General features: G+C 54.3%; 20 protein-coding genes. 12 read left to right on the top strand and 8 right to left on the bottom strand.

Annotated features, from left to right (window positions below; genetic code table 11):
* Window positions 1-273 precede the first annotated feature (273 nt).
* The 4 genes from ACXAG1_RS14695 to purM form a co-directional block, all read right to left on the bottom strand.
* A complete protein-coding gene (locus ACXAG1_RS14695; RefSeq protein ID WP_475093537.1) occupies window positions 274-1,689 on the bottom strand; it encodes an OmpP1/FadL family transporter in 1,416 nt (471 codons plus the stop codon).
* A gap of 228 nt (window positions 1,690-1,917) precedes the next feature.
* Window positions 1,918-2,613 carry a DUF3108 domain-containing protein gene (locus ACXAG1_RS14700; RefSeq protein ID WP_475120111.1) on the bottom strand — a complete coding sequence of 232 codons (696 nt, stop codon included), beginning with the start codon at window positions 2,611-2,613 and terminating at the stop codon, window positions 1,918-1,920.
* 142 nt (window positions 2,614-2,755) lie between these two features.
* Window positions 2,756-3,439 carry a phosphoribosylglycinamide formyltransferase gene (purN, locus tag ACXAG1_RS14705; RefSeq protein ID WP_475120112.1) on the bottom strand — a complete coding sequence of 228 codons (684 nt, stop codon included), beginning with the start codon at window positions 3,437-3,439 and terminating at the stop codon, window positions 2,756-2,758.
* A 6-nt stretch (window positions 3,440-3,445) separates the two neighbouring features.
* Entirely contained in the window at window positions 3,446-4,504 is a 1,059-nt protein-coding gene (gene purM / locus ACXAG1_RS14710) for a phosphoribosylformylglycinamidine cyclo-ligase (protein WP_475093534.1), read from the bottom strand.
* 247 nt (window positions 4,505-4,751) lie between these two features.
* Here purM and ACXAG1_RS14715 point away from each other — a divergent pair, with 247 nt between their 5' ends.
* Window positions 4,752-5,858, top strand: a complete 1,107-nt coding sequence (locus ACXAG1_RS14715) for a DUF2066 domain-containing protein (RefSeq protein WP_475120113.1) — start codon at window positions 4,752-4,754, stop codon at window positions 5,856-5,858.
* Between the two features lie 6 nt (window positions 5,859-5,864).
* On the top strand, window positions 5,865-6,599 hold the full coding sequence (gene hda, locus ACXAG1_RS14720; protein ID WP_475093532.1) for a DnaA regulatory inactivator Hda: 735 nt from the start codon (window positions 5,865-5,867) through the stop codon (window positions 6,597-6,599).
* Here the strand turns inward: hda and ACXAG1_RS14725 are convergent.
* From ACXAG1_RS14725 to ACXAG1_RS14740, 4 genes are all read right to left on the bottom strand, one after another.
* Window positions 6,589-7,911, bottom strand: a complete 1,323-nt coding sequence (locus ACXAG1_RS14725; protein ID WP_475093531.1) for a catalase family protein — start codon at window positions 7,909-7,911, stop codon at window positions 6,589-6,591. The genes hda and ACXAG1_RS14725 overlap by 11 nt on opposite strands.
* Window positions 7,908-9,941 (bottom strand): di-heme-cytochrome C peroxidase, encoded by a 2,034-nt coding sequence (locus tag ACXAG1_RS14730; RefSeq protein ID WP_475120114.1) that lies wholly within the window; start codon window positions 9,939-9,941, stop codon window positions 7,908-7,910. The genes ACXAG1_RS14725 and ACXAG1_RS14730 overlap by 4 nt, the downstream gene beginning before the upstream one ends.
* 174 nt (window positions 9,942-10,115) lie before the next feature.
* Window positions 10,116-12,017, bottom strand: coding sequence for a DUF885 domain-containing protein (locus tag ACXAG1_RS14735; RefSeq protein ID WP_475093529.1), 1,902 nt, complete (start codon window positions 12,015-12,017; stop codon window positions 10,116-10,118).
* A 186-nt stretch (window positions 12,018-12,203) separates the two neighbouring features.
* Complete coding sequence (locus tag ACXAG1_RS14740) at window positions 12,204-12,785, bottom strand: superoxide dismutase (RefSeq protein WP_475093528.1); 582 nt, start codon at window positions 12,783-12,785, stop codon at window positions 12,204-12,206.
* Between the two features lie 344 nt (window positions 12,786-13,129).
* On the opposite strand from ACXAG1_RS14740, the gene ACXAG1_RS14745 reads away from it, so the two are divergent.
* The 10 genes from ACXAG1_RS14745 to ACXAG1_RS14790 all read left to right on the top strand — a co-directional run bounded on the left by ACXAG1_RS14745 (window position 13,130) and on the right by ACXAG1_RS14790 (window position 22,568).
* A complete protein-coding gene (locus ACXAG1_RS14745; RefSeq protein WP_475093527.1) occupies window positions 13,130-13,882 on the top strand; it encodes a hypothetical protein in 753 nt (250 codons plus the stop codon).
* A gap of 181 nt (window positions 13,883-14,063) precedes the next feature.
* Window positions 14,064-15,572, top strand: coding sequence for a fumarate hydratase (locus tag ACXAG1_RS14750; RefSeq protein ID WP_475093526.1), 1,509 nt, complete (start codon window positions 14,064-14,066; stop codon window positions 15,570-15,572).
* Between the two features lie 394 nt (window positions 15,573-15,966).
* Window positions 15,967-16,239, top strand: coding sequence for a putative quinol monooxygenase (locus tag ACXAG1_RS14755; RefSeq protein ID WP_475120167.1), 273 nt, complete (start codon window positions 15,967-15,969; stop codon window positions 16,237-16,239).
* Window positions 16,240-16,871: 632 nt separating this feature from the next.
* Entirely contained in the window at window positions 16,872-17,579 is a 708-nt protein-coding gene (locus tag ACXAG1_RS14760; protein ID WP_475120115.1) for a Cthe_2314 family HEPN domain-containing protein, read from the top strand.
* Between the two features lie 154 nt (window positions 17,580-17,733).
* Window positions 17,734-18,144, top strand: a complete 411-nt coding sequence (locus ACXAG1_RS14765; RefSeq protein WP_475120116.1) for a DUF4279 domain-containing protein — start codon at window positions 17,734-17,736, stop codon at window positions 18,142-18,144.
* Window positions 18,145-18,761: 617 nt separating this feature from the next.
* Window positions 18,762-19,004 (top strand): DUF7660 family protein, encoded by a 243-nt coding sequence (locus ACXAG1_RS14770; RefSeq protein ID WP_475120117.1) that lies wholly within the window; start codon window positions 18,762-18,764, stop codon window positions 19,002-19,004.
* Window positions 19,005-19,614: 610 nt separating this feature from the next.
* A complete protein-coding gene (locus tag ACXAG1_RS14775) occupies window positions 19,615-19,974 on the top strand; it encodes a Rid family hydrolase (protein ID WP_475120118.1) in 360 nt (119 codons plus the stop codon).
* A 169-nt stretch (window positions 19,975-20,143) separates the two neighbouring features.
* Window positions 20,144-20,461: a DUF4160 domain-containing protein gene (locus ACXAG1_RS14780; RefSeq protein WP_043319732.1), complete on the top strand. Its 318-nt coding sequence runs from the start codon at window positions 20,144-20,146 to the stop codon at window positions 20,459-20,461.
* Window positions 20,442-20,699 (top strand): DUF2442 domain-containing protein, encoded by a 258-nt coding sequence (locus ACXAG1_RS14785; protein ID WP_043319731.1) that lies wholly within the window; start codon window positions 20,442-20,444, stop codon window positions 20,697-20,699. The genes ACXAG1_RS14780 and ACXAG1_RS14785 overlap by 20 nt, the downstream gene beginning before the upstream one ends.
* Before the next feature lie 1,530 nt (window positions 20,700-22,229).
* A complete protein-coding gene (locus ACXAG1_RS14790) occupies window positions 22,230-22,568 on the top strand; it encodes an energy transducer TonB family protein (protein WP_475120119.1) in 339 nt (112 codons plus the stop codon).
* The last annotated feature ends 14 nt before the right edge of the window (window positions 22,569-22,582 follow it).

A 22,582-nucleotide genomic window follows, 5' to 3' on the forward strand; every position in this document is an offset into this window, starting at 1 on the left:
ATCAGGAAGTGTGTCAGGTGTGACCGTTGTCGTTTTTCACACAGTGGTAAGTCCTTTACTGTCAGGAGTTGTTTTTGACGCCGGAAGGGTGGTGATTTCGTCCGGCTGATGGCAAATCAGCACGGGTTGCGATAGTGCGAGCATCTGCCAGAGTGCACATTCAGTGCGCGAACCGGGTTCGTTTTGGTGCGCAGGCATTACCGTGAAGCAACAAAAAAGGCCGGGTGTCGCCACCCGGCCTTTTCTGCAGCGTTTCTAATCCAGTGCTTCGGATCAGAAGCTGTAGTTCAGGCCTACACCTGCAATCCAGGCTTCAAGATTGGTGGTGCCACCGTCAAAGTAGGTGTTGAGTGCACCACCCAGTGCCGGTACCGGCAAGCTGGAGAATTCCTGAATGGGCGCGTCGTCACCCCAGATATAGGCGAGACCACCGTCGATGCTCAACTGATTGTTGAATTCGTAAGTACCGCCGAAGGTCACCCACTGGCGATCATTGTCCGGGATGGAGAGGGTGCGCCAGGTGATGTCGCGGCCCACCAGTTCGCTTTCTTCGGTGTAAAGACCGTCGCGAGCGGCACCCTCGTCATAGGCGTAGCCCATGCGCCAGGTCACTTCTTCGCACGGGTAGTATTCCAGGCCCACGCTGTAGCGCCAGCCGCTCTTGAAGTTTTCTTCCTTGATGTGCAGTGGGTTGTACGGCAGATAGGGCTCGCCGCCAACGGTCTGATCGGGGAAGAAGGCTTCCAGGCGTTCGAAGTCGTCCCAGTCGGTCCAGGTGGCGCCTACTGCCAGGCCCCACTCGTTGTTGAAGCGGTGGTAAAGACCAATTTCTGCGACATCTGGAAGGTCCAGGGTCAGGTCAGCAGGCTCGTTGTCGAACGTACCGATAATATTACCGGCGTTGTCCAAGGCTGGCAGAAGATCTGAATCGACATTTGCATCAAGCTTGGGATTGAACTCGCCTTGATAGGATATTCCGACGCGGGTGCGATCGGTAATGTTCCATAGAGCACCGATTGCCCAGCTGGTATCCCAGTCATTACCGTTGGCATGAAGGATCTTGGCATTGGAAAGTGATGGATCCACAGGAAAATCGTTAGGAACTTTGGTGTTCAGCGTGGCGTCCGCGTACAGAAAGTTTACAGATACGCCCACGCTGAATACGTCACGGTAGTTGTACGCCACAGACGGCGCGAGATTAACGGTCAGCAGTTCCGTTTTGTCGGAAATGTGCGTTACCAGCCAGTCGGAATCGAAGTCGGTTTCAAGACCGTAATCGGCGTTCATTGCAAAACCGAATGACCAACAGTCATCAAAAGGTACCGCAATGTAAGCGAATGGCACGAATGCATCGGTGGCGTAGTCTTTGGCCTGTTGGTAGAGCGGTTCAGTCAGAGGAAACTCGCCATTGGGCGTTTGGGCGAAAAACTGGGTGTAGCCTGCGGCATCGATATTTGGGTCAACGTAGTTGAAACCACCAGTGATGGTGATACGGTCGAACAGTGCTGAGCCTGCAGGGTTACGGGCGAGAATGGCGGCGTTGTCGCCGACGGTGTTTTCGGCGGCATAAGCGCGGCCAAGGCCGCTGACACTGGATTCCTGAAGTGCAAAGCCAGCAGCCATGGCGCCGCTGGATGCGGAACAGATTGCTGCCGCTAACGCGGCCTTGCGCAGAGTTTTGATAGTCATGAGATCCCACTCTTTTGCTGAAAATTATGCCAGCGGGAATTTGGCCCAATACTGGCGAAGAAGCTTTTCCAGAAAGTTTTTGCTTCAAGCAAACAAATTCCCAGTAGCTTGATTCTAGCAGTGCGAATTTTACGCACGGGGAGAATGCGACGACTTTATAGTGGCCTGTAGCGGAAAAATCTACGGGTTGTCGTAAATTTTTTTAGGAGATGTGAAAAAATTTTCTAATTATTTTTTTGCGCTGACTTCTTTTCCGTCGATGGATAATTTGGTCAGGGTGATCTGGTAGCTTTTGCCATTTTCTTCACGCTGCATCAGTTTTACCAGTGCGTAATTCCATTCCGGCGCAAACCAGATATTGGTGACGCGATCCGCATCTTTGCCACGCACTCGCTGAACCTTCACCGTTCTTACCTTGCCCATCGGGGTGTTGATGGTTTCTTCGCCCGCCACCTCAAACTCGTAGTCGCGAATTTTCTTGCCATCGGCAACCTGGTATTTCAATGGCGTTTTTCCGCCGGCGACATCCATTGCCAGCTGCAGCTGGTAACTGATTTTGTCCTGAGTGTGGAGCGGGGCATTTTCGATGCTGCGGGATTTGTCGTAGATGTTCAGGATGCGTTTGCCACCGTCCTCAAAGCTCAGCGCAGTGTGACGATCGCGGCCCAAACCGGATTTCTGATAGTCGTAGTGTTGTGGGGAGAGCTGTGTGCCTTGCTGTGCGAAGCGGGAGTACTCTTCGATCTTTGCGAACATGGAGTGTGCGGAGAAATCCAGGCGCCAACTTTGTGGACTACCGCTTAACTTGCGCTCGGCTTTAACGGCAAAGCCGCTGAACTCGGCTTCGTAGATGGCAGTAAAGGGAGTCAGTACCTGGGGAGCAGGCGGGGTGGCGGCACCCTGTCCACTTTCGGCGTGGCTCAACAGACTGTAAAAAAGGGCAGAAACAAATAATGAAATTGAAGCAGTAACAGCGGCGATACGATTCAAGGGACAACCTCCGGCCTTATTTTCGACTTCCATTCTTTCGGGATTGGGTGTCAGGCCGGAAGTCTAGCAGTCCGGCCTACAACCGTTTTCCGCTGCGCGGGAGCAGTTCACCATCCAGCTCGGTGCGATCACCCACCATGCGCAGGCGCCCCTGGGCAAACCAGCTTGCTACCAGCGGATAGATTTTATGTTCCTGCACCAGCACGCGCTGTGCAAGGGTTTCCGCGGTGTCACCGGCCTCAATGGGGACTGCGGCCTGCAAAATGGGTGGGCCGCCATCCAGTTCCTCGGTAACAAAGTGCACGGTGGCACCGTGCTCTTCGTCGCCGGCGTCCAGCGCGCGCTGGTGGGTGTGCAGGCCCTGGTACTTGGGCAACAAAGAGGGGTGAATGTTCAACAGGCGGCCACTGAAGTGACGAACAAATTCCGGTGTCAGAATGCGCATGAAGCCGGCGAGAATCACCAAATCGGGCGCATAGCCGTCAATCAGCTTGACCATTGCCTGATCAAAGCTGTCGCGGTCGCTGAAATCCCGGTGGCTCAGCACCTCGGTGGGTACACCGGCGTTCTGCGCGCGGGTCAGCCCGTAAGCGTCGGCCTTGTTGCTGATGACGGCTTCCACGGAATAGTCGGCGTCACCGCCGGCCGCGGCATCGAGAAACGTCTGCAGGTTGCTGCCGCTGCCGGAGATGAGAACAACGGCGCGGCATTTCTGCGGTGGAGTTGATTTGTCGGTGGGCGACATGGTGCTGCTGGGCATCGGGGATTACAGGCCCGCCAGCTCGACAGCTTCGCCACCGTTAGCGGCTTCAATGCTGCCGACGATAAAGGCGTCTTCGCCCAATTGTTTGAGTTTGGCCACGGCTTTGTCGGCTTCGGCCGCGGGCACACAGATCACCATGCCCACACCGCAGTTAAAGGTGCGGTACATTTCGCGGCCTTCGATGTTGCCTGCTTCCTGGAGCCAGCGGAATACCGGTGGCAAGTCCCAGCTCTTGGTATCGATCACTGCACGGGCGTTGTCTGGCAGTACCCGTGGCAGGTTTTCCAGCAGGCCGCCACCGGTGATGTGGCTCAGCGCGTTGACCTGCACTTCCTTCATCAGCGCCAGCAGGCTCTTTACATAGATGCGGGTCGGTGCCATCAGTGACTCGGCCAGGGTTTTGCCTTCCAGGTCTTTGTTCAGGTCGGCACCGCTGATCTCCAGAACCTTGCGGATCAGGGAGTAGCCATTGGAGTGGGGGCCGGAGGCGCCGAGGCCGATCAGCTTGTCGCCGGTCTGGACCTTGCTGCCATCGATGATCTCGGATTTTTCCACCACGCCCACGCAGAAGCCCGCCAGGTCGTAATCTTCGCCCTCGTACATGCCGGGCATTTCCGCGGTCTCACCGCCCACCAGGGCCGCACCCGCCAGCTCACAGCCTTTGCCGATGCCGGTTACCACGTCGGCGGCGATGTCCACATTCAGCTTGCCGGTGGCGTAGTAGTCGAGGAAGAACAGGGGCTCGGCACCGGCAACCACCAGGTCGTTCACACACATGGCCACCAGGTCGATTCCGATGGTGTCGTGGATGCCCAGGTCCATGGCCAGGCGCAGTTTGGTGCCCACACCATCGGTGCCGCTTACCAGAACCGGCTGCTTGTAGCCGCTGGGCAGTTCGCACAGGGCGCCGAAACCGCCCAATCCGCCCATGACTTCCGGGCGCGTGGTGCGCTTGGCCACATGCTTGATACGCTCAACCAGGGCATTACCTGCGTCGATGTCGACACCGGCGTCTTTGTAGCTGAGGGAGGGGCTGGAGGAGTTCGGCTTGGAGTCGCTCATGGTTCAACCTGATAAGGGCCTAATTGGAAGGGCGCGTATTCTAGTAGAAAATTACCTGAATGTGCGAACTGAAGGCTGGGAGAAACAGCCGACACTGATACAATAGCCGGTAATTGACTGTCGGGGGTCCGTCTCCGGCGCAGGAACGCACCGTGTCATCGACCGCTGCCGGCCGTAATGCCCGGCCGAACCAGGTCTCTCCGGGCGTCAGATACATATAAAAGAGGTAAAAGGGGACTGAGAGCCAATGCCATTGACCATAACCCCCCGCGCACTGCTCTGTTTTGCGCTGTTGTTGGCAGTAATGTCGGCAACGCTGATGACCCCGCCCGCCAGTGCGCGGGTAATGCCGGATCTCTACGATGTGAGTGAGGCCGTTGCCAGCCGCGGCACAACCGACCGCACTGCTGCCACGGTGCGTGGCCTCGAGCGTGTTTTCGTGCGAGTCACTGGTGACCAGAACATCGCCAACAACCCCAAGGTCGCGCCAGTTCTTGCACAGTCCCAGAAGTTTGTGCAGAGCTACCGTTACGACAGCGACAACAACCAGTTGTACCTGCACCTGACCTTCGATCCGCAGGCGGTGAACGACCTGGTGCACAAGCTCCAGTTGCCACTGTGGCCGAACAACCGTCCGGGCACACTGGTGTGGATGGCGGTGGACACCCTGCAATCTGGCCGTGACTCCCTGCGTCAGGAAGATTACCCCGAGCTTTTTGGACTGCTGGACGGTCTCGCCATGGAGCGGGGTCTGCCCCTCGACTTTCCGGTCATGGACCTGAATGACCAGCGCAATATGCCCCTGGGCAGCCTGTGGGCCCAGGATGAGAGTGCGGCGGAGCGTGCCGGCGTACGCTATCGTCCGGATGCTACCCTGATGGGCCGCCTGTTACAGACCTCCGGGCAGCGCTGGCAGGCGAACTGGCTGCTGATCCACGGTGGCCGCAGCTACGCTTTTGATGCCAGCGGTATCTCCATGGAAGAAGTGGCCCTGCGGGGGGTGAACGAGGCAGCGAACCTGCTGGCAGAGCGTTACGCGGTGCACAGCTCCGATACCGGGGTGGCCAGTGCGGTTATGGTGGAGATTTCCGGCGTTCGCAGCTTCGCCCAGTATTCCGATGCGACCAAATATCTTCAGGGGCTGGCCCAGGTCAGTAGTGCCGAGGTACTGGCGGTGGACGGTGATCGCCTAATGCTGGCTCTGACTTCCAGCACCCAGCTGCAGACCCTGCAGAATGTGCTGGCACTGAACCGCAATCTGCAACTGGCGCGCGATGAGGGACTGGTTGACCTGAACGGTTATCGCGCGCCGCTCGGCAGCGCCCAGAACCCTCTGCGTTACAGCTGGCAGTAACAAACTGTGTCTGGTAGTAGCCAATCCGGCGGAGTTCCTCAGCAGTTACCCCTGGGTGTTTCCCTGAGGGACGACGCGACCTTCGCCAATTTTTTCCAGTCCCCCGATGACGGCAACCGCCAGGTCGTGGGTATGCTGCATACCTTTGCGTGCGGGCAGAGCCCCGAGCAGGTGGTGTATCTGTGGGGCGAGCCCGGAAGTGGCGTAACGCACCTGCTGCAGTCTGCATGCCAGGTCGCTGAGGCGAGCGGCCGAAGTTTCCAGTATCTCCCCCTGGTGGACCTGATCGACAACGACCCGGAAGCCATCGTCGAGGGGCTGGAGTGCCTGGATTTGGTCTGTATCGACGACCTGCAGCAGATCGAAGGGCGTACCGACTGGCAAACCGCCCTGTTTCACCTCTACAACCGCCTGCGAGACAGCGGCAAACAGCTGCTGCTGGGAGCGCGGCAGTCCCCCCGGGGATTGCCGCTGACCCTGGCCGACCTGAAATCCCGCCTGCAGTGGGGACTTACCTTTCAGTTACATCCCCTGAGTGATAGCGACAAGATTGCGGCACTGGTGCGTCGCAGCAAGCTGCGCGGATTTGATCTGCCGGAGGATGTGGCGCAATACATTCTGCACCGCGCGCCGCGCAATACGCGCGCCCTGTTCACGCTGCTTGAGCAGCTCGATCGCGCTTCGCTCCAGGCTCAGCGCAAAATCACCATTCCCTTTGTCAAACAGGTGCTCAATATCTGAGTGCACCGTATCCATCGCACTGGCTGTCTACAGCGCCATTTTCGGGGGAAAAATGCCTGTCGAAACAGCGCGGCAGTGGCCAGCGCGGTTTTTGGATATTGAGTCCCTGAGCGGCGGGGCACGGCGCTCCGGACTCCGGGATACACCAACTATCGGGTTCCCGCTGCGGCGCGTTATTGCGGCTGTGTCGAAAATCCGATACTGCGTGATATACCAGTCGGCGTGCGCGATTCAGGCTGCCCAGTGGTTCCCATTCCCCCACTCCCCGCCAGGGGTTCATCGACAGGTTTTCGCAAAAGGCCTGTTGCGTCGCGTGGGTGAATTCCTGTGGCGGAATATGTATGCGCGCAACAGGAATAAACGGTGATGCCGATTCTTCCCAGATTGCCGTGCCGTCATCCAGGGGCATTTCTGACTCTGTGGCACCCTTCACTCGCGGCTGTACTAGAAAGTCGAAACAGGCACTTCCGGCTTCGAGGGCGCGGCCCATTTGTTCGGTAAGGTAATTTCCCCCTCTGTGTTCGTTGGCGCGTGCCCGCGAAAAATCGCTGCCAGCACAGGGGCGTGTGGAAAACTTTAACGGTGTTTGGCCCAGGCGGTAGGGCAGCATGGAAAAGTACTGCTCGGCCAATGGGGTATCGATGGTGGATGATACCGTCTGGTAGGCCCGCCACATTTCTGTCGGGCGCAGGCGCGGCGGCCAAAGTCCGAAAAACCAACCGCTCCGGTCCAGCTTTGCCAGGTACTGCATGTTTTCGGCGTAGTCGAAAATGTTGCGATTAAAAAACGCCGGGGTGTTGGTCATGATGAAATCCTGGTTCAGGGTTTCATCCCGTCGTAACTCCGGAGCGATTGGTGCGCCGTCGGCATTCATCACCTTTATCGCCATTCCCCGGGCGTCCCCCTGGCCGTCGGGCTGCACCTGCATATCCCCATTAGAGAAACGGATCCAGGCCCGGTAACTGCGTCCGGGCGTAGAAAATACAGAGTGCTGAAAGCGCGCAGGGATATCGCCGTTAATCTCAAATTCGGCGCGCAGGCAACCGGTTGCCTTGGCGTGGGCATCGCGGCGGTAGTGATTTCCGTGCGCGGGACTGTTGAGCTTGTGAGCGGCTGCGGAAATTTCACGGGCCGACTGGATCGCAGAGGCAATGGCCGCTCGTTCGTCTGCGGAGATGTTCATTCCGAGGGTATCCAGTTCCAGTGTCGGGGGATCGGTAACCGGGAGCCCGGTATTCGCGGTTGGTTCACTTGCGAGAAGTGGCTGCGCGCACAGTGCCACCGCGGCGATCAAAATCTTATACGGCTTCACTGGCCCGCCTCCCCACTGTGGACACGGTCGGCCAGTAGCGGTTTGCTACTGTGGCGGTAGGGCTTGCACGCCTGCTCACCAATTGCACTGGCCGGTGGCTCGGGGTATTGGGCCCAATTCTGCGGATCTCCCCCGAGACGCTCGGAATAATCCGGGTTACCCATAATCTTCAGGTACTCGATGAGCGCCAGGCGTTCGCTCTCTTTAAAGCGCCTGCCGATACGCCCAGGTACATCTGCATCGGTGAACTGATGTCCGCTGTTGCTGTTGCCGGTTTCGCTTGTATCAAATTCAAAGTTACCCGGGCGCATGTCGGTAACGTAACCCAGTTTCTGTGGATTGAATTCCCGGTGGCCAACGCCAAATCGCACCGGTCGCGCTTCTTTGGGAGATAGCAGGTCGTATATGCTGGGAACCGATCCATTGTGTAAAAAGGGTGGCGTGGCCCAGACCCCGTGCAGTGGACGTGCTTTGTACGCCGCTTTGTTGACGATGCGGAAGGGTACGTTTAACCCGTCGTAGTCGGCGATTGCGTTGCCGTCACTGGAAATTTCGCGGTTTTCGTACAGTACCGGCACCAGCTTATTGATCAGTAGCTGCAAGCCATCTCCCGCGTTTACGCGACGGTTGCTGGCATCGTTCGGATCTGTCGGGTCGCGTGGGACCAAGGGGCCAGGATCGAAAGTGTGTTCAACAAAGTTGTTCGCTGCGGTCGGGTCAGTGCCGATCACGCTGACATCAATCCAGGGGATGGCCCAGATGGACTCCCGCCAATCCTGGCGTACCGGGCGGTTATCTGCTCCGTAGTCCACCTGTCCGGACATATCCCATTGCCAGTTTACGTCGCGCTGGCTGGCCGGATTGTCGTCGGGGCCTGCGGCCAGCGCCCATTGATAGGGCTGGGAGATGTGGGGGCCATGGCAGTGGGCGCACTGATCGGCAAACAGGTCTTTACCTTCGCGGGCGCGGGCGATATCAATTTCCCCAAGCACATCTTCGGGCCACTTGGGTGGCCGCAACTTGCGCAGGGTAGTTTCAATACACTGCATTCCCTGCACATCAATCGTCGACTGACCGAATTCCCCTTCCGGTAACAGTGCCCCGGCTTCGTCGATCAGTTTGACCGGGGCCATAACGCCCAGGGCCTCTCCTACGTTGCGGGCCATGGCCTGATTGGTAAACCCGGTGTATTGCACCCAGTCGAAGCGCCAGATGTCCCACAAAAAGGGGTAGCTGACCGGGGCGTTGGCCTCTTGATAGTTCTGTTCAATTCCCAGGTTGTAGCCGAAGACCACGTTGCCGATTCGGCCCACCGCATCGGTGCGGCCGCGACCTTCTGCAACCGGGAAGTTTTTATCCCGGCCCGGTCCTTTGGCGAATTCGAAAAAGCGTTCTCGGAATGCGGCGAAATCTCTTCGCAGCTGCGCGCGCGCGTCTTTATCCTCGCCGGCGACCTCATCGGCGAAGCGGTTCCACTTCAACAGGTTGACCTGCATTTCAGCAGTAGTAGCACCGAGGGAGTGGATAAATTCACCGAAGTCGCTGGTAGACATGCCGTGAATAGCCTGGCCGCCGTCAATACGCAGGGCGGTGCCCCGGTAGTGCAGTTCGCCGGTATGGCAGAGAGCGCAGCCCAGGTCCAGACGCTGAGAATTGTCCTCGGGGTTCCTGTGGCTGCCCATTCCCACCGGGTAGACTGCGCCGGCATCGGACCTGGGGCTATGTGTAGGGTCGATGATAAAACCCCAGCCGCGCATGTTGTCTGCGCTCGCCAGTTTTTCTTTGGAAAAGGGAAGCTCCAGTGCCTGCAGCCAGGCGAAATGCAGCCCCTGCAGTTCTGTACCCTGGGGGGTATTGTAAAAAAGCTGGCGATCTTCAGCTGACCAACCCTGGTCCAGATAGCGCACCTCGACGATTTCTTCGCTGGTGATATTAGGTTCGAACAGCTTGTGCGCGAGCGTGCAACCGGTCAGTACCAGCCCGCCACCGGCAAGCAACCACAGGGGGAGTTTGAAAAGCCGAAAATCCATTTGCGTATTCCAGTCAGATCCAGTTCTTGTTGTTATCGCCAGCTATTCCCGCTTGCAGGCGCGGCACTATTGTAAATTGCGCTCGGTGAATTAAAAGAGCGCATAAAAGAAAAGCCGGGGCGTTACCGTCCCGGCTTGTCTCGGCTTTAGAAGTTCTTGGTTTCAGACTTGGGGTCAGTTTCCTTTTTTCTCTGCCACCCAGTTGTTTACCAGTTCCTCCAGTACATCCAGCGGCACAGCCCCGTTCGCCAGTACCACATCGTGGAATTCACGGATATCGAAGTCGTCGCCCAGGGCCTGCTTGGCATTTTCGCGCAGCTCCACAATCTTCATCATACCGATCTTGTACGCGGTGGCCTGTCCCGGCATCACGATATAACGCTCGATGGCTTTTACCACGTCCCCGTGGGGGTTGGGGCTATTTTCAGCCAGCCAGTCAATGGTTTCTTCGCGTGTCCACTTCTTGCTGTGCATGCCGGTATCCACGACCAAGCGGCAGGCGCGCCACAGTTCCATGGCGAGGCGTCCGAAGTCGGAGTAGGGGTCCTGGTAGAAACCGATCTCCTTGGGTACCAGCTCGGAGTAGAGTCCCCAGCCTTCGGTGTAGGCGGTGTAACCACCGAACTTGCGGAAGCTGGGTACATTCTCCAGTTCCTGCATAATGGACAGCTGCATATGGTGGCCGGGAATCCCTTCGTGGTAGGCCAGCGCCTCCATCTGATACACCGGCATGCTGCTCATTTTGTACAGGTTGGCGTAGTAGATACCCGGGCGTGATCCATCCGGTGCGGGGCGCTGGTAGAAAGCTTTACCGGCGGATTTTTCGCGGAACGGCTCTACCGCCTTCACGATCAGATCTGCTTTGGGCTTGGTGATAAACAGCTCGTCCAGGCGCCCCTTCATGGTGTCGATCAGAGCTGTGGCTTCATTCAGATAGCGTTGCTTGCCTTCTTCGGTTTCCGGGTAATAGAACTGTTCGTCGGTACGCATGAATTCGAAGAATTCCTGCAGGTTGCCTTCAAACTTCACCTTTTTCATGATCTCGCGCATTTCATTGTGAATACGCTCCACTTCCTCCAGACCTTTCTGGTGAATTTCATCGGCGGTCATATCGGTGGTGGTGTAGACGTTCAGGCGGTGCTGATAAAACTTGTCGCCATCAGGCAGTTTCCAGGCACCGTCGTCGGTGGTGGCTTTTTTCTCGAGCTCACCGAGGTAGCTGATCAGGTTTTCGTAGGCGGGTTTGACGCTCTCCAGCATGGCGGACTTCGCCGTTTCAATCAGCGCGGATTTCTCCTCATCGCTGATTTCCAGCTTGTCCACTTTGCCTTTAAAGTCGGCGTAGAGGGTGCTGTCTTTACCGTCGTCATACGGTGCACCGGTAATCAGGTTTTCCCCGTCACTGATAATGTAGGGGAATACGAATTTGGGAACGATCACACCTTTGTCGGCGCGCTCTTTCAGGTTTTCGATGAGCTGATCGAAATAAGCGGGCAAGCCGTTCAGGCGGGAGATGTAGGCCTCCGCATCGGAGACATCGCTAATCCGGTGTTGGTTGATCAGCAGCGATGCCACGCTGGTGTGAGCGGCGTACATCTGATTGACCGGGTAGGTGTGCAGGCGCCACTTCCAGCTTTCAATGTCCTGCTCCAGGTTGCGAACGGCCAGCTCAAGAGACAGGCGGGTGGCGTCGTCGAGCTGGTTCGGGTCAATTTTCTTCAGCGTTTCCAGTTGTCGCTTGTTGATCTCGTGGGTTTCTTTTTCAAAGCGCGGGGAAATGTCGTCCCACTTGCCGTAATCCTCTTTCATACCGAGGAATGTCTTGAATTCCGGGCTGCGTTTGAGGTGGGTCTGGAATTGCTCTTCAAATAGCTCATTGGTCTTGGCAATGACTTCAGCATTGCCTTCTGTTCCATTGACGCCGGATTGAGTATCGGTGGACTTATTCGTGGCTGGGGCTGCTTCCGTCGTTGCAGTGGACTGGGTCTCTGGCGTTTCAGCGGATTGTTTTTGGTCACAACCTGTCATGGCCAGCGCGCTTATGGCGGCTGCCAGCAGAGTCAACTTGAGCTTCATGGTGTTATCTCAGCGTCAGTGAATAATAAGGGCTTGGGCCCAGTGTTGTAACCAGAAGCGGCTGCGGTTGCAAATTTTACGGCGAGGCGGTCATTTTTTCGGCGCAGGGGAAGGGGGGAAGAAGCGACGGGCACAAAAAAGCGGGCCACCGGGGCCCGCTTTCGATGCACTGAGAAGATTCAGTGATCAGGCAAAGTTCTGGTTCACGAAGTCCCAGTTCAGCAGTGCCCAGAAAGCTTCCATGTACTTCGGACGCGCGTTGCGGTAGTCGATGTAGTAGGCGTGCTCCCAAACGTCACAGGTCAGCAGCGGAGTGACGCTGTCGTCGGTCAGCGGGGTTTCGGCATTGGAGGTGTTTACGATGGCGACAGAGCCGTCGGATTTCTTGACCAGCCAGGTCCAGCCAGAACCGAAGTTGTTCACAGCACTAGCGGTGAACTCTTCTTTGAACTTGTCGAAAGAACCGAAAGCCGCATTGATCGCTTCGGCTACTGCACCGGTGGCTGCGCCGCCGCCGTTGGGGCTCAGGCAGTTCCAGTAGAAGGTGTGGTTCCAGATTTGTGCAGCGTTATTGAAAACGCCACCGGAGGAAGACTTGATCACTTCTTCCAGAGTCTTGTCCGCTTCCGGGGTACCGTCCAGCAGGCCGTTCAGCTTGTCCACGTAGGTTTTGTGGTGCTTGCCGTAGTGGAATTCCAGAGTCTCTTTGGAGATGTGCGGCTGCAGCGCGTCCATAGCATAGGGGAGTTCGGGGAGAACATGTGCCATGTGATATTCCTTCCTTTGTCCGGGACCTGTACCGACCCAAGTACAGTAGCAGGTCAGTTATTGGTGGCACGCATTCTACACCCGCTTGATGTCATTATTAAGCCACTGGACAGACCAAAAACGATTCAAATGTCGTAAAGCTGCGGGTATCGTTCGCCATGTTTCGCGAATGATTATCAATGCCGGAACGGTCGCGGGCTGTCAGTGTCCTATTCTGATAACTGGACCCGCTTACTTTTTCGTCAATTTTTGGTATAACTGCCGCAGTTTTCATCCTTATTTTTCGCTCATTCACGCCGGGTGCCCAGCAGGTCACCGGCAGCGAGCCAACGCAGGACATCAGCATGCAACGCAGAGAGCCCACATTCGATGGCAGCAGTTCATCTTCTATGGACCCTCAGATCCCCAATGGCCCCATCGGTGGCCGCCGCCACGCGCCAGCCCAGCCGTCGGCGCCTGCACCCGTGGTGGAGCCGAGTAGTGGTGGTTCCTCTTTTCTGGCAATCGTCGCACTCATGCTGGCACTGGCCGGTCTGGGGGGGGCGGGTTTCCTGTATACCCAGTGGCAGGAAACCGCAGCTCAGCTGAAAGACGCGGATGCTCGCATCGTCCAGCTGGAGAAGCGCTTTGAAATGTCTGGTGAGGAGTCAGCGGCTTCGGTAGAGGTTCTCAACGCAAAAGTGAAAGAGAACTCCTCTGAGATCCGCAAATTGTGGGGCGTGTCTTATGACACCAACCGCAAGAGCATCGCTGCGAACAAGGCTACGGCAGAGGCTGCCAAGAAAGAGGTGGCCGCACTTACCAGTAAAGTGAAGGGCTTTGAGAGCAGCCTCAAAAAGGTTGCCGCGCTAGAGAGCGACATCACCAAACTGAAAGAGTCCACCGCGAGCGCGTCCCGCGAAACCAAAGACAAGGTGGCGAGCCTGGAGCGTCAGCTGAATTCAGTGCGAGCAGACCTGACCGCGCGCGTGGGAGCGAACGAAGAAGCCGTGCAGTCTATCGACAGCTATCGCCGCACGGTGAACAAGGACCTGGTCCAGCTGCGCGACGCGATTCGCAGCTTGCAGTCCAGTTCTGCCACCGCTTCCGCGCCCTAAAAAGGGGCGCTTTAAAGGAAGCTCGATTAGCGGCGACCAATGTCGCCGCTAATAATTCTCATTAATGATTACCGGCTCCCTCGAGTAAATTCTCACTGCCCTTCCTGTCGCCGAGCCCTACACCTCCTGTCAATTCGTGTAAAATCGCCGCCTTCGAGACGAGAGACAACCGGAGCCGGCAATGACGACAATCCGCCAGGACGACCTGATCGACAGCGTGGCCGACGCGCTGCAGTTCATTTCTTACTACCACCCTCAGGACTTTATCCAGGCCCTCAACAAGGCCTACGAGAAGGAAGCCAATCCGGCGGCGAAAGACGCCATGGCACAGATCCTGATCAACTCCCGCATGTGTGCACAGGGCCACCGCCCCATCTGTCAGGACACCGGCATTGTGACCGTGAAACTGAAAGTGGGCATGAATGTGCAGTGGGATGCGGAAATGAGCGTGACCGATATGGTCAACGAAGGTGTCCGCCGCGCCTACAACAACCCGGACAACGTGCTGCGCGCGTCCATTCTGGCGGACCCGGATGGTGCCCGTAAGAACACCGGCGACAATACCCCGGCAGTGATCCACTACGAAATCGTGCCAGGCGACAACGTCGATGTGTATGTTGCGGCGAAAGGCGGCGGCTCTGAAGCGAAGAGCAAATTCGCCATGCTGAACCCTTCCGACTCCGTCGTGGACTGGGTTCTGGAAATGGTACCTAAAATGGGCGCCGGCTGGTGCCCACCTGGCATGCTGGGCATCGGTGTGGGTGGTACCGCCGAGAAAGCGATGCTTTTGGCCAAGGAATCCCTACTCGACCCGATCGATATCCAGGATCTGCAGGAGCGCGGCGCCTCCAACCGTGCCGAAGAGCTGCGCCTGGAACTGTTCGACAAGGTCAACAAACTGGGTATCGGTGCCCAGGGCCTGGGCGGCCTCACCACCGTGCTGGATGTGAAAGTCAAAGACTTCCCAACCCACGCCGCCAACAAAGCCGTAGCCATTATTCCCAATTGTGCCGCGACCCGACATACTCACTTCACCCTCGACGGATCCGGCGCTGCGCGCCAGACTCCGCCGAAGCTGGAAGACTGGCCGGAAATCACCCGTGAAGCCGGTGGCAACACCCGTCGCGTGAACCTCGATGAAGTGACCGCAGAAGATGTACTGAACTGGCAGCCCGGTGACACTCTGTTGCTGAATGGCAAAATGCTCACCGGCCGCGACGCCGCCCACAAGAAGATGGTCGACATCCTTGCCAAGGGTGAAAAACTGCCGGTAGACCTGACCGGTCGCTTCATCTATTACGTGGGCCCGGTAGATCCGGTGCGGGAAGAAGTGGTTGGCCCCGCTGGTCCTACCACTGCCACCCGTATGGACAAGTTTACCCGCACCATGCTGGAAGAAACCGGCCTGCTGGGCATGATCGGTAAAGCCGAGCGCGGCCCAACCGCGATTGAGGCCATTCGCGATAACAAAGCGGTATACCTGATGGCCGTTGGTGGTGCTGCTTACCTGGTTGCCCAGGCGATTAAAGATGCCAAGGTCATCGCCTTCCCGGAACTGGGTATGGAAGCGATCTACGAATTTGAAGTGGAAGATATGCCGGTAACCGTCGCCGTGGACAGTAATGGCGAATCCGTGCACAACACTGGCCCGGTGATCTGGAAGCACAAGATAGAAGAGGGCGCGGTGTAACAAGCCCGCATCTTTTGGTTGAATGCAATAAGCCGGCTCCAATTTTGGAGCCGGCTTTTTTACTGCCTGCAGGTTTTTCCCGGAACTCAAGCCCTTTTCTCGAGAAATGCCGAGATCAGCAGCCTATGGCTTGTGTGCAAGGAATGGGATAGGCTAACCCTTTGATAAATATAAGAATTGGTTTTCGCGAACAAGCCACTTTTTAAATTAAGAACAAAAGCCATGGGCATCTTTAGATGGTAGGGGAGCGGCACTCTAGCTTGTAGGTGGTTGATTCTAAATTGAATTTTCAAGTGGATGAGTATTGCGCCAAAGAATAATTACTACTGCAACAGAAGCCTATGGCGTATGAATAAAACTGTTATGCGTCATCAAGGATCGAACATTGAGCAAGGTGATTTTAGAGGGATACATTGTTGTTCCCGAGCCAGATCTTGAGAGTATTAAGAATGAACTGGCCAGCCACATCAAATTTACAAGAGAGGAGGCTGGGTGCCTAAAGTTCATCGTGAATCAAGACCAGAGTGATAGTTGTCGCTTCAACGTATACGAAGAATTCTCAAGCAAAGAAGCATTCAGTCTTCATCAGAGTCGAGTTAAAAGTTCGTATTGGGGTGAAATCACAAAAAACGTTGAGCGTCACTACCAAATTTCTGAACAAGGTTAATTGATTTACATGGAAGTTGGTGGTTCTTCCGTGCCTCCAACGCATAACAATCAGCGGCAGAGCGACAGCCAACGCTACGCACCTTTTGTGTTACTCGCTGGCGCTCAAACATTAACACAAAATGCGCTCCGCGCTGGCTGCGCCTGCGCTGGGCGTTAATGTTCAGGTTCATCAAGCCGCCGCCTAAAAATTCCAGCGTGCTTGATGAGCGATTCGGCGACCTCTAGCGTTGTAGAAGCGGTATCGCTAGCAGGGATTGACGGTTGATTTTTAGAGGCATCAGTGGCTTCCCTTCGTTAAGGTTAGCGCTGGCGGCGGAAGGAGTTCAGAGGGTTGTTCCTTTTGGGCGTGTAAGCCGCTCCAGGGAAAGCGTGGCATGGTACAGCCAATCGTGCCGCTCGCGGTATGTTAGTTTTTCGGGGCGTTGGGTTTGGTGGCCTTGTTCAGTAGTAAATTGCTTTCAGGTCATCAAACATTAACAAGGCCGGGCAATTCGCTCCGGGCCTGGGGCCCTCCGCGGGACAGCTTACCTTGCGCACGTTTTGCGCGGGTCGCTGCGCTCCCATTTTCGCGCAAAACGCGCACAAGGTAAGCTGCCCCTGCCGGCGGCGTTATAGCTTCAAGGAAGTAAAGTGCACAGTATCTCCAAAACAATAACACTAGATGAAGAAAATCCACTTAAGAGAGTGGATGTTAAAACGCGTGAAGTGCCTATAGCGAATGATCTAGAAGGTTATATACTTTGTTGCGCCCAAAGTTTGGCATTACTTTCTGCTTCGGTAGATAAGTCTAAATTGGCAATTGACTGTCTTATATCCTCTTATGAAAGCGCTCCTAAAAATTCAGAATTCACGCCTGATGAATTTATAGAGTTTGCTATAGAAAACTATTTCATTAGAAGCGGGGCTATATATGACAGATGCCTTATATTTACAAATAGACTGCTCAACCTGGGCGTCTCAAATGAATCTATCAATCACGAATTAATAGTTACTAATGAGCATGTAAAGAAGTATGGTCTGGAAAAGCAGCTGAAAAAAGTAAGAAAGCTGTGTACGGAATATCGAATAGAAAGGAATAAAATTGTCCACCACGGTAGATACTCAGAGGAGATGTTCAATCAAATCTCTTTAATGCACAAGGTTAACTCTCTTAATTTGGAGCTAGGAAAAAATCCAGCCTATGAGCAAGGTCTTATAGATGAACTTACTCGGCAAATAGTTGGTATCCAGAGTGATGAATTTGTTGGACACCTAAGTAAAATTGAGGAAGCAATTTCAAAATTCTTTGACGTGGCTGAAAAGATCTATCTCCTTAAGAAGGAGGAGCTCAGAGAGTGAGGGCTATAACAAGGCCGGGCAGTTTGCTCCGGGCCTTCGGCCCTCCGCGGGACAGCTTACCTTGTGCACGTTTTTCGCAGGTCGCTGCGCTCCCATTTTTGCGCAAAACGCGCACAAGGTAAGCTGCCCCTGCCGGCGGCGTTAAGCATCAGTAATGAATGACACTTACGCATATTTTCATGTCACAGGAGAAGGGCGCCATGAGTTAATCTCAGCAGCGCTTGGGCGTACTCCTACAACAGCCTATTCAAAAGGAGACCCAAAGGAGCGAATAGGTGCATATGACTGTACAAAATGGTGTCTTTACAGTCGCTTAAAACGGGACGTCTCAATATATGATGGTTTAGATATACACGTGAAAGATGTTCTCTCTCAAGTCATGGATTTAAAAGATCAGCTTGCGAGCCTAGATCCAAGATACACTCTGGGAATAACTTGTGTTTCAATCTGTGAGGAAGTGAATCCGGGATTCGCGTTTAGCTCACAGACTATTCAATCTATATCGGAATTAAAATTGGCCCTGGATTTTGATATCTACTGTGGCTCCGGTGGAGAAAATGCTTAACAAGCGCAAGCAGTATGCTCCGGGCCTTCGGCCCTCCGCGGGACGCCCAACGCTATGCACGTTTTGTGCGGGTCGCTGCGCTCCCAGTTTCGCACAAAACATGCATAGCATTGGTCGCCCCTGTTGCGGGCGTTAATGTTCAGGTCCATCATGCCGCCGCCTAAAAGGTTCAGCGTGCTTGATGAGCGATTCGGCGGCCTCTAGCGTTGTAGAAAACAGTATCGCTAGCAGGGATTGACGGTTGATCCAAAAAGCCTTCAGTGGCTTCCCTTCGTTAAGGTTTTCACTGGCGGCGGAAGAGGTTGAGTGGGGTGTTCCTTTTGGGCGTGTAAGCCGCTCCAGGGAAAGCGTGGTATGGTACAGCCAATTTTGCCGCTCGCAGTATGTTGGCAATTTTGTGGCGTTGAGTTTGGTGGCCCTGTTCGGTATTAAATTGCTTTCAGGTCATCAAACATTAACAAGGCGAGGCAGTTCGTTCCGGCCCTGCGGGCCTCTACCGGACAGCTTACTTTGTCCACTTTATTGCGCGGTCGCTTCGCTCCCATTTTTGCGCAATAAAGCGCACAAAGTAAGCTGCCGCTGCTCGCGGCGTTATGTGTCCGAGTGACGAGTTGAACATGGAACTTGAATATAAAAAGGTTGAGAGTAAAGAGGATCTTCTTGAGTTAATTTCTCAGCTATCTAAGGAAAATCCTGATCACTGGGAAAATCCAACCACAGAAAGATACTTAGACGCTTTGCGTTCATGGCTAGAAAGTTCTGAACACTTTTATAAGAACTTTAAGTTAAGCACCGACGCAGATGCACCTTCCTGGCAACTATTTGCGGATGCGTTACAAGCCGCAACTATTTACGAGTAGCCAGAAACACATAACAAGCAGCGGCAGAGCGACAGCCAACACTACGCGCCTTTTGTGTTACTCGCTGTCGCTCAAACATTAACACAAAAGGCGCTCCGCGTTGGCTGCGCCTGCGCTGGGCGTTAATGTTCAGGTTCATCATGCCCCCGCCTGAAAGTTACAGTGTGCTTGATGAGCTATTCGGCGGCCTCTAGCTTTGTAGAAACCGTATCGCTAGCAGCGACTGACGGTTGATTTTAAATGGCTGCAGTGGCTTCCATTCTTTATGGATCGCGCTGACGGCGGAAGAGGTTGAGTGGTGGTTTCCTGTTTGGCTTGTGAGCCGCTCCAGGGAAAGCGTGGTACGGTACAGCCAATCGTGCCGCTCGCAGTATGCTAGTAATTAGCGAGTTCAGGCTCGGAGGTTTTAAAATTGGTAAGTCACTTCCAGGCCTCCAACATTAACAATCACGGGCAGTGATGCTCCGGCCCTTCGGGCCTCCGCGGGACGGCTTACCCTATGCACGTTTTGCGCGGTCGCTTCGCTCCCATTATTGCGCAAAATGAGCATAGGGTAAGCCGCCCCTGCCGTGGGCGTTAACAGTCAGAATTATCCGAAGAAAGTAGTGCCATGATTGAGCGAGTAGCTGGAATATATACAGGAAGAAATAAATCCTCTGCATACAAAGATCTTGTTTTCTCCGTAGCGACTTCGCCGGACACGAGCGTAGGTACAAAAGAGCAAACCAGAAACGCCCTTGAGGTAATCTCCAAAAATTTGGAAGAACTTGGTTCGAGCAAACAACACATCCTTTCGGCGCAAGTATTTATTGCAAAAATGAATGAAAAATCGCAAATGGATGAAGCATGGTGTTCCTGGATCGGCCGAGATCAAGCTAACTGGCCACAAAGAGCATGTTTGGGTGTTGAGCTAGAGGGGGATACCCTCGTTGAAGTCACGGTGGTAGCGGTCAGGCCCCAAGCCTGTTAACAAGGCCGGGCAGTTTGCTCCGGGCCTTCGGCCCTCCGCGGGACAGCTTACCTTGCGCACGTTTTGCGCGGGTCGCTGCGCTCCCATTTTCGCGCAAAACGCGCACAAGGTAAGCTGCCCCTGCCGGCGGCGTTATGCAATCAAGGAGAAACTTCACAAGGAGAATGTGATGCCAAAACTATATCAATACCTCGGAATTACTCTTTTCTTCTATAGCAATGAGCATGAACCTATTCACGTCCATGCAAAATATGAAGGAAAAGAAAGTAAGGCGGAAATTCATTTCTTCCACGGAAAAATCAGCAAGATTATCATCAAGGATAAAGGGCAGGGTTTAGATCCTAAGAAGAGAAAAGAGTTTGAAGAATTTGTCAACGTATATGCTGATGAAATCGTTGAGAAGTGGGTTTCATACTTCGTGAGAAAGCAGCCTATTGCTCCTAAAGTAATCACGCAGAGAGTTAAAAATGTCAGAAATTTTGGTTGAGTCTGTCCGTCACCTAAAATCTCACATTCTTGAAATAACTTTCAATGACGGCCACAAGCAGATCGTAGATTTTGCACCATTTATATTTTCTGTGGGTCATCCAGACTATGAACAGTATAAGTCTGAAAGAAAGTTTCTTGAGTATGAGATAGTGGATGGGAACCTAAATTGGGATGATTACACAATGATTTTCCCTGTAGAGGACCTCTACGCTAACAAAATACTCCGAAGTGCATAACAATCAGCGGCAGAGCGACAGCCAACGCTACGCACCTTTTGTGTTACTCGCTGTCGCTCAAACATTAACACAAAAGGTACTCCGCGCTGGCTGCGCCTGCGCTGGGCGTTAATGTTCAGGTTCATCATGCCGCCGCCTGAAAATTGCAGTGTGCTTGATGAGCGATTCGGCGGCCTTTAGCGTTGTAGAAGCAGTATCGCTAGCAGGGATTGACGGTTGATCTATAGAGTCTTCAGTGGCTTCCCTTCGTTAAGGGTTTTTACTGGCGGCGGAAGAGGTTGAGTGGGGTTTTCCTTTTGGACGTTTTAGCCGCTCCAGGGAAAGCGTGGCATGGTACAGCCAACCGTGCCGCTCGTAGTATGTTAGTTTTTCGGGGCGTTGGGCTTGGTGGTCTTGTTCAGTGTTAAAGTACTTTCAGGTCATCAAACATTAACAAGGCGAGGCAGTTCGTTCCGGCCCTGCGGGCCTCCACCGGACAGCTTACTTTGTCCACTTTATCGCGCGGTCGCTTCGCTCCTATTTTCGCGCAATAAAGCGCACAAAGTAATCTGCCGCTGCTCGCGGCGTTATGCGTCTGAGTAGCTGAAAGATTGAGATCGCAAAATTTGAAGCTTTGGAGATGGGAAAAGGGTAGGCAAAACAGCGGGTATGAAAAATTTTTTGTTCTCGGATCAAAATGGCCAATCCCTTTCGATTTTTATATTCTTCGATTTAAAGAGGGTGCGGAGATTCCACCTCATACGGATACCGTGAGCGCCGGAGAACATTACCGTTTAAATATTGTTCTAAAGAAAGCAAAATCTGGTGGTGAGTTTCTATGCAGTTCACCAATTTTCGAAAATACGAGAGTAAAGTACTTTCGCCCAGACCTTGCTGAACATTCTGTTTCACGGGTAATGTCAGGTACGCGTTACGTCTTGAGTGTCGGTTGGGTCCGTCACGCATAACAAGCAGCGGCAGAGCGACAGCCAACGCTACGCACCTTTTGTGCTACTCGCTGGCGCTCAAACATTAACACAAAAGGCGCTCCGCGCTGGCTGCGCCTGCGCTGGGCGTTAATGTTCAGGTTCATCATGCCGCCGCCTGAAAATTGCAGTGTGCTTGATGAGCGATTCGGCGGCCTCCAGCGTTGTAGATACGGCATCGCTAGCAGGGATTGACGGTTGATATAAAGATCCTTCGGTGGCTTCCCTTCGTTAGGGTGTTCACTGGCGGCGGAAAAAGTTGAGTGGGTTTTTCCTTTTGGGCGTGTAAGCCGCTCGAGGGAAAGCGTGGTATGGTACAGCCAACCGTGCCACTCGTAGTATGTTAGTTATTCGGGGCGTTGGGCTTGGTGGTCTTGTGCAGTATTAAATTGCTTTCAGGTCATCAAACATTAACAAGGCGAGGCAATTCGTTCCAGCCCTGCGGGCCTCCACCGGACAGCTTACTTTGTCCACTTTATTGCGCGGTCGCTACGCTCCCATTTTCGCGCAATAAAGCGCACAAAGTAAGCTGCCGCTGCTCGCGGCGTTATGAGTCGAGACCTGAATGAGAGTACTACTCCTTGTTTCTTTGCTTTATTGCACGAACGCATTTGCATATGAATATTGCGGGGAGAGCCTGAAAGCACTCGACAAAGTTGAAGCACATTACCCAAGAATTAAGGCGCGTCCGCTTCATAAAGGTCGTGTCGTGTTGAGTTTTATACTTCGAGATGGTGGAGTTGTAGATAATATTTCTGTCGTCGAGTCAAATTCAGAGCCAAGTTCAGCGTATCAAAAGTATTTTGAGAGGTCCGCTAAAGAAGCCATTAGAAAAACCAATTTTTCTGCTTCCAGGATACCTTGTAAAGGTGAGTATGAAGTACTCTTTGACCTCCGCAACTAGCGAAACTCATAACA

The sequence above is a fragment of the Microbulbifer sp. ABE4_465 genome (genome assembly GCF_056160765.1).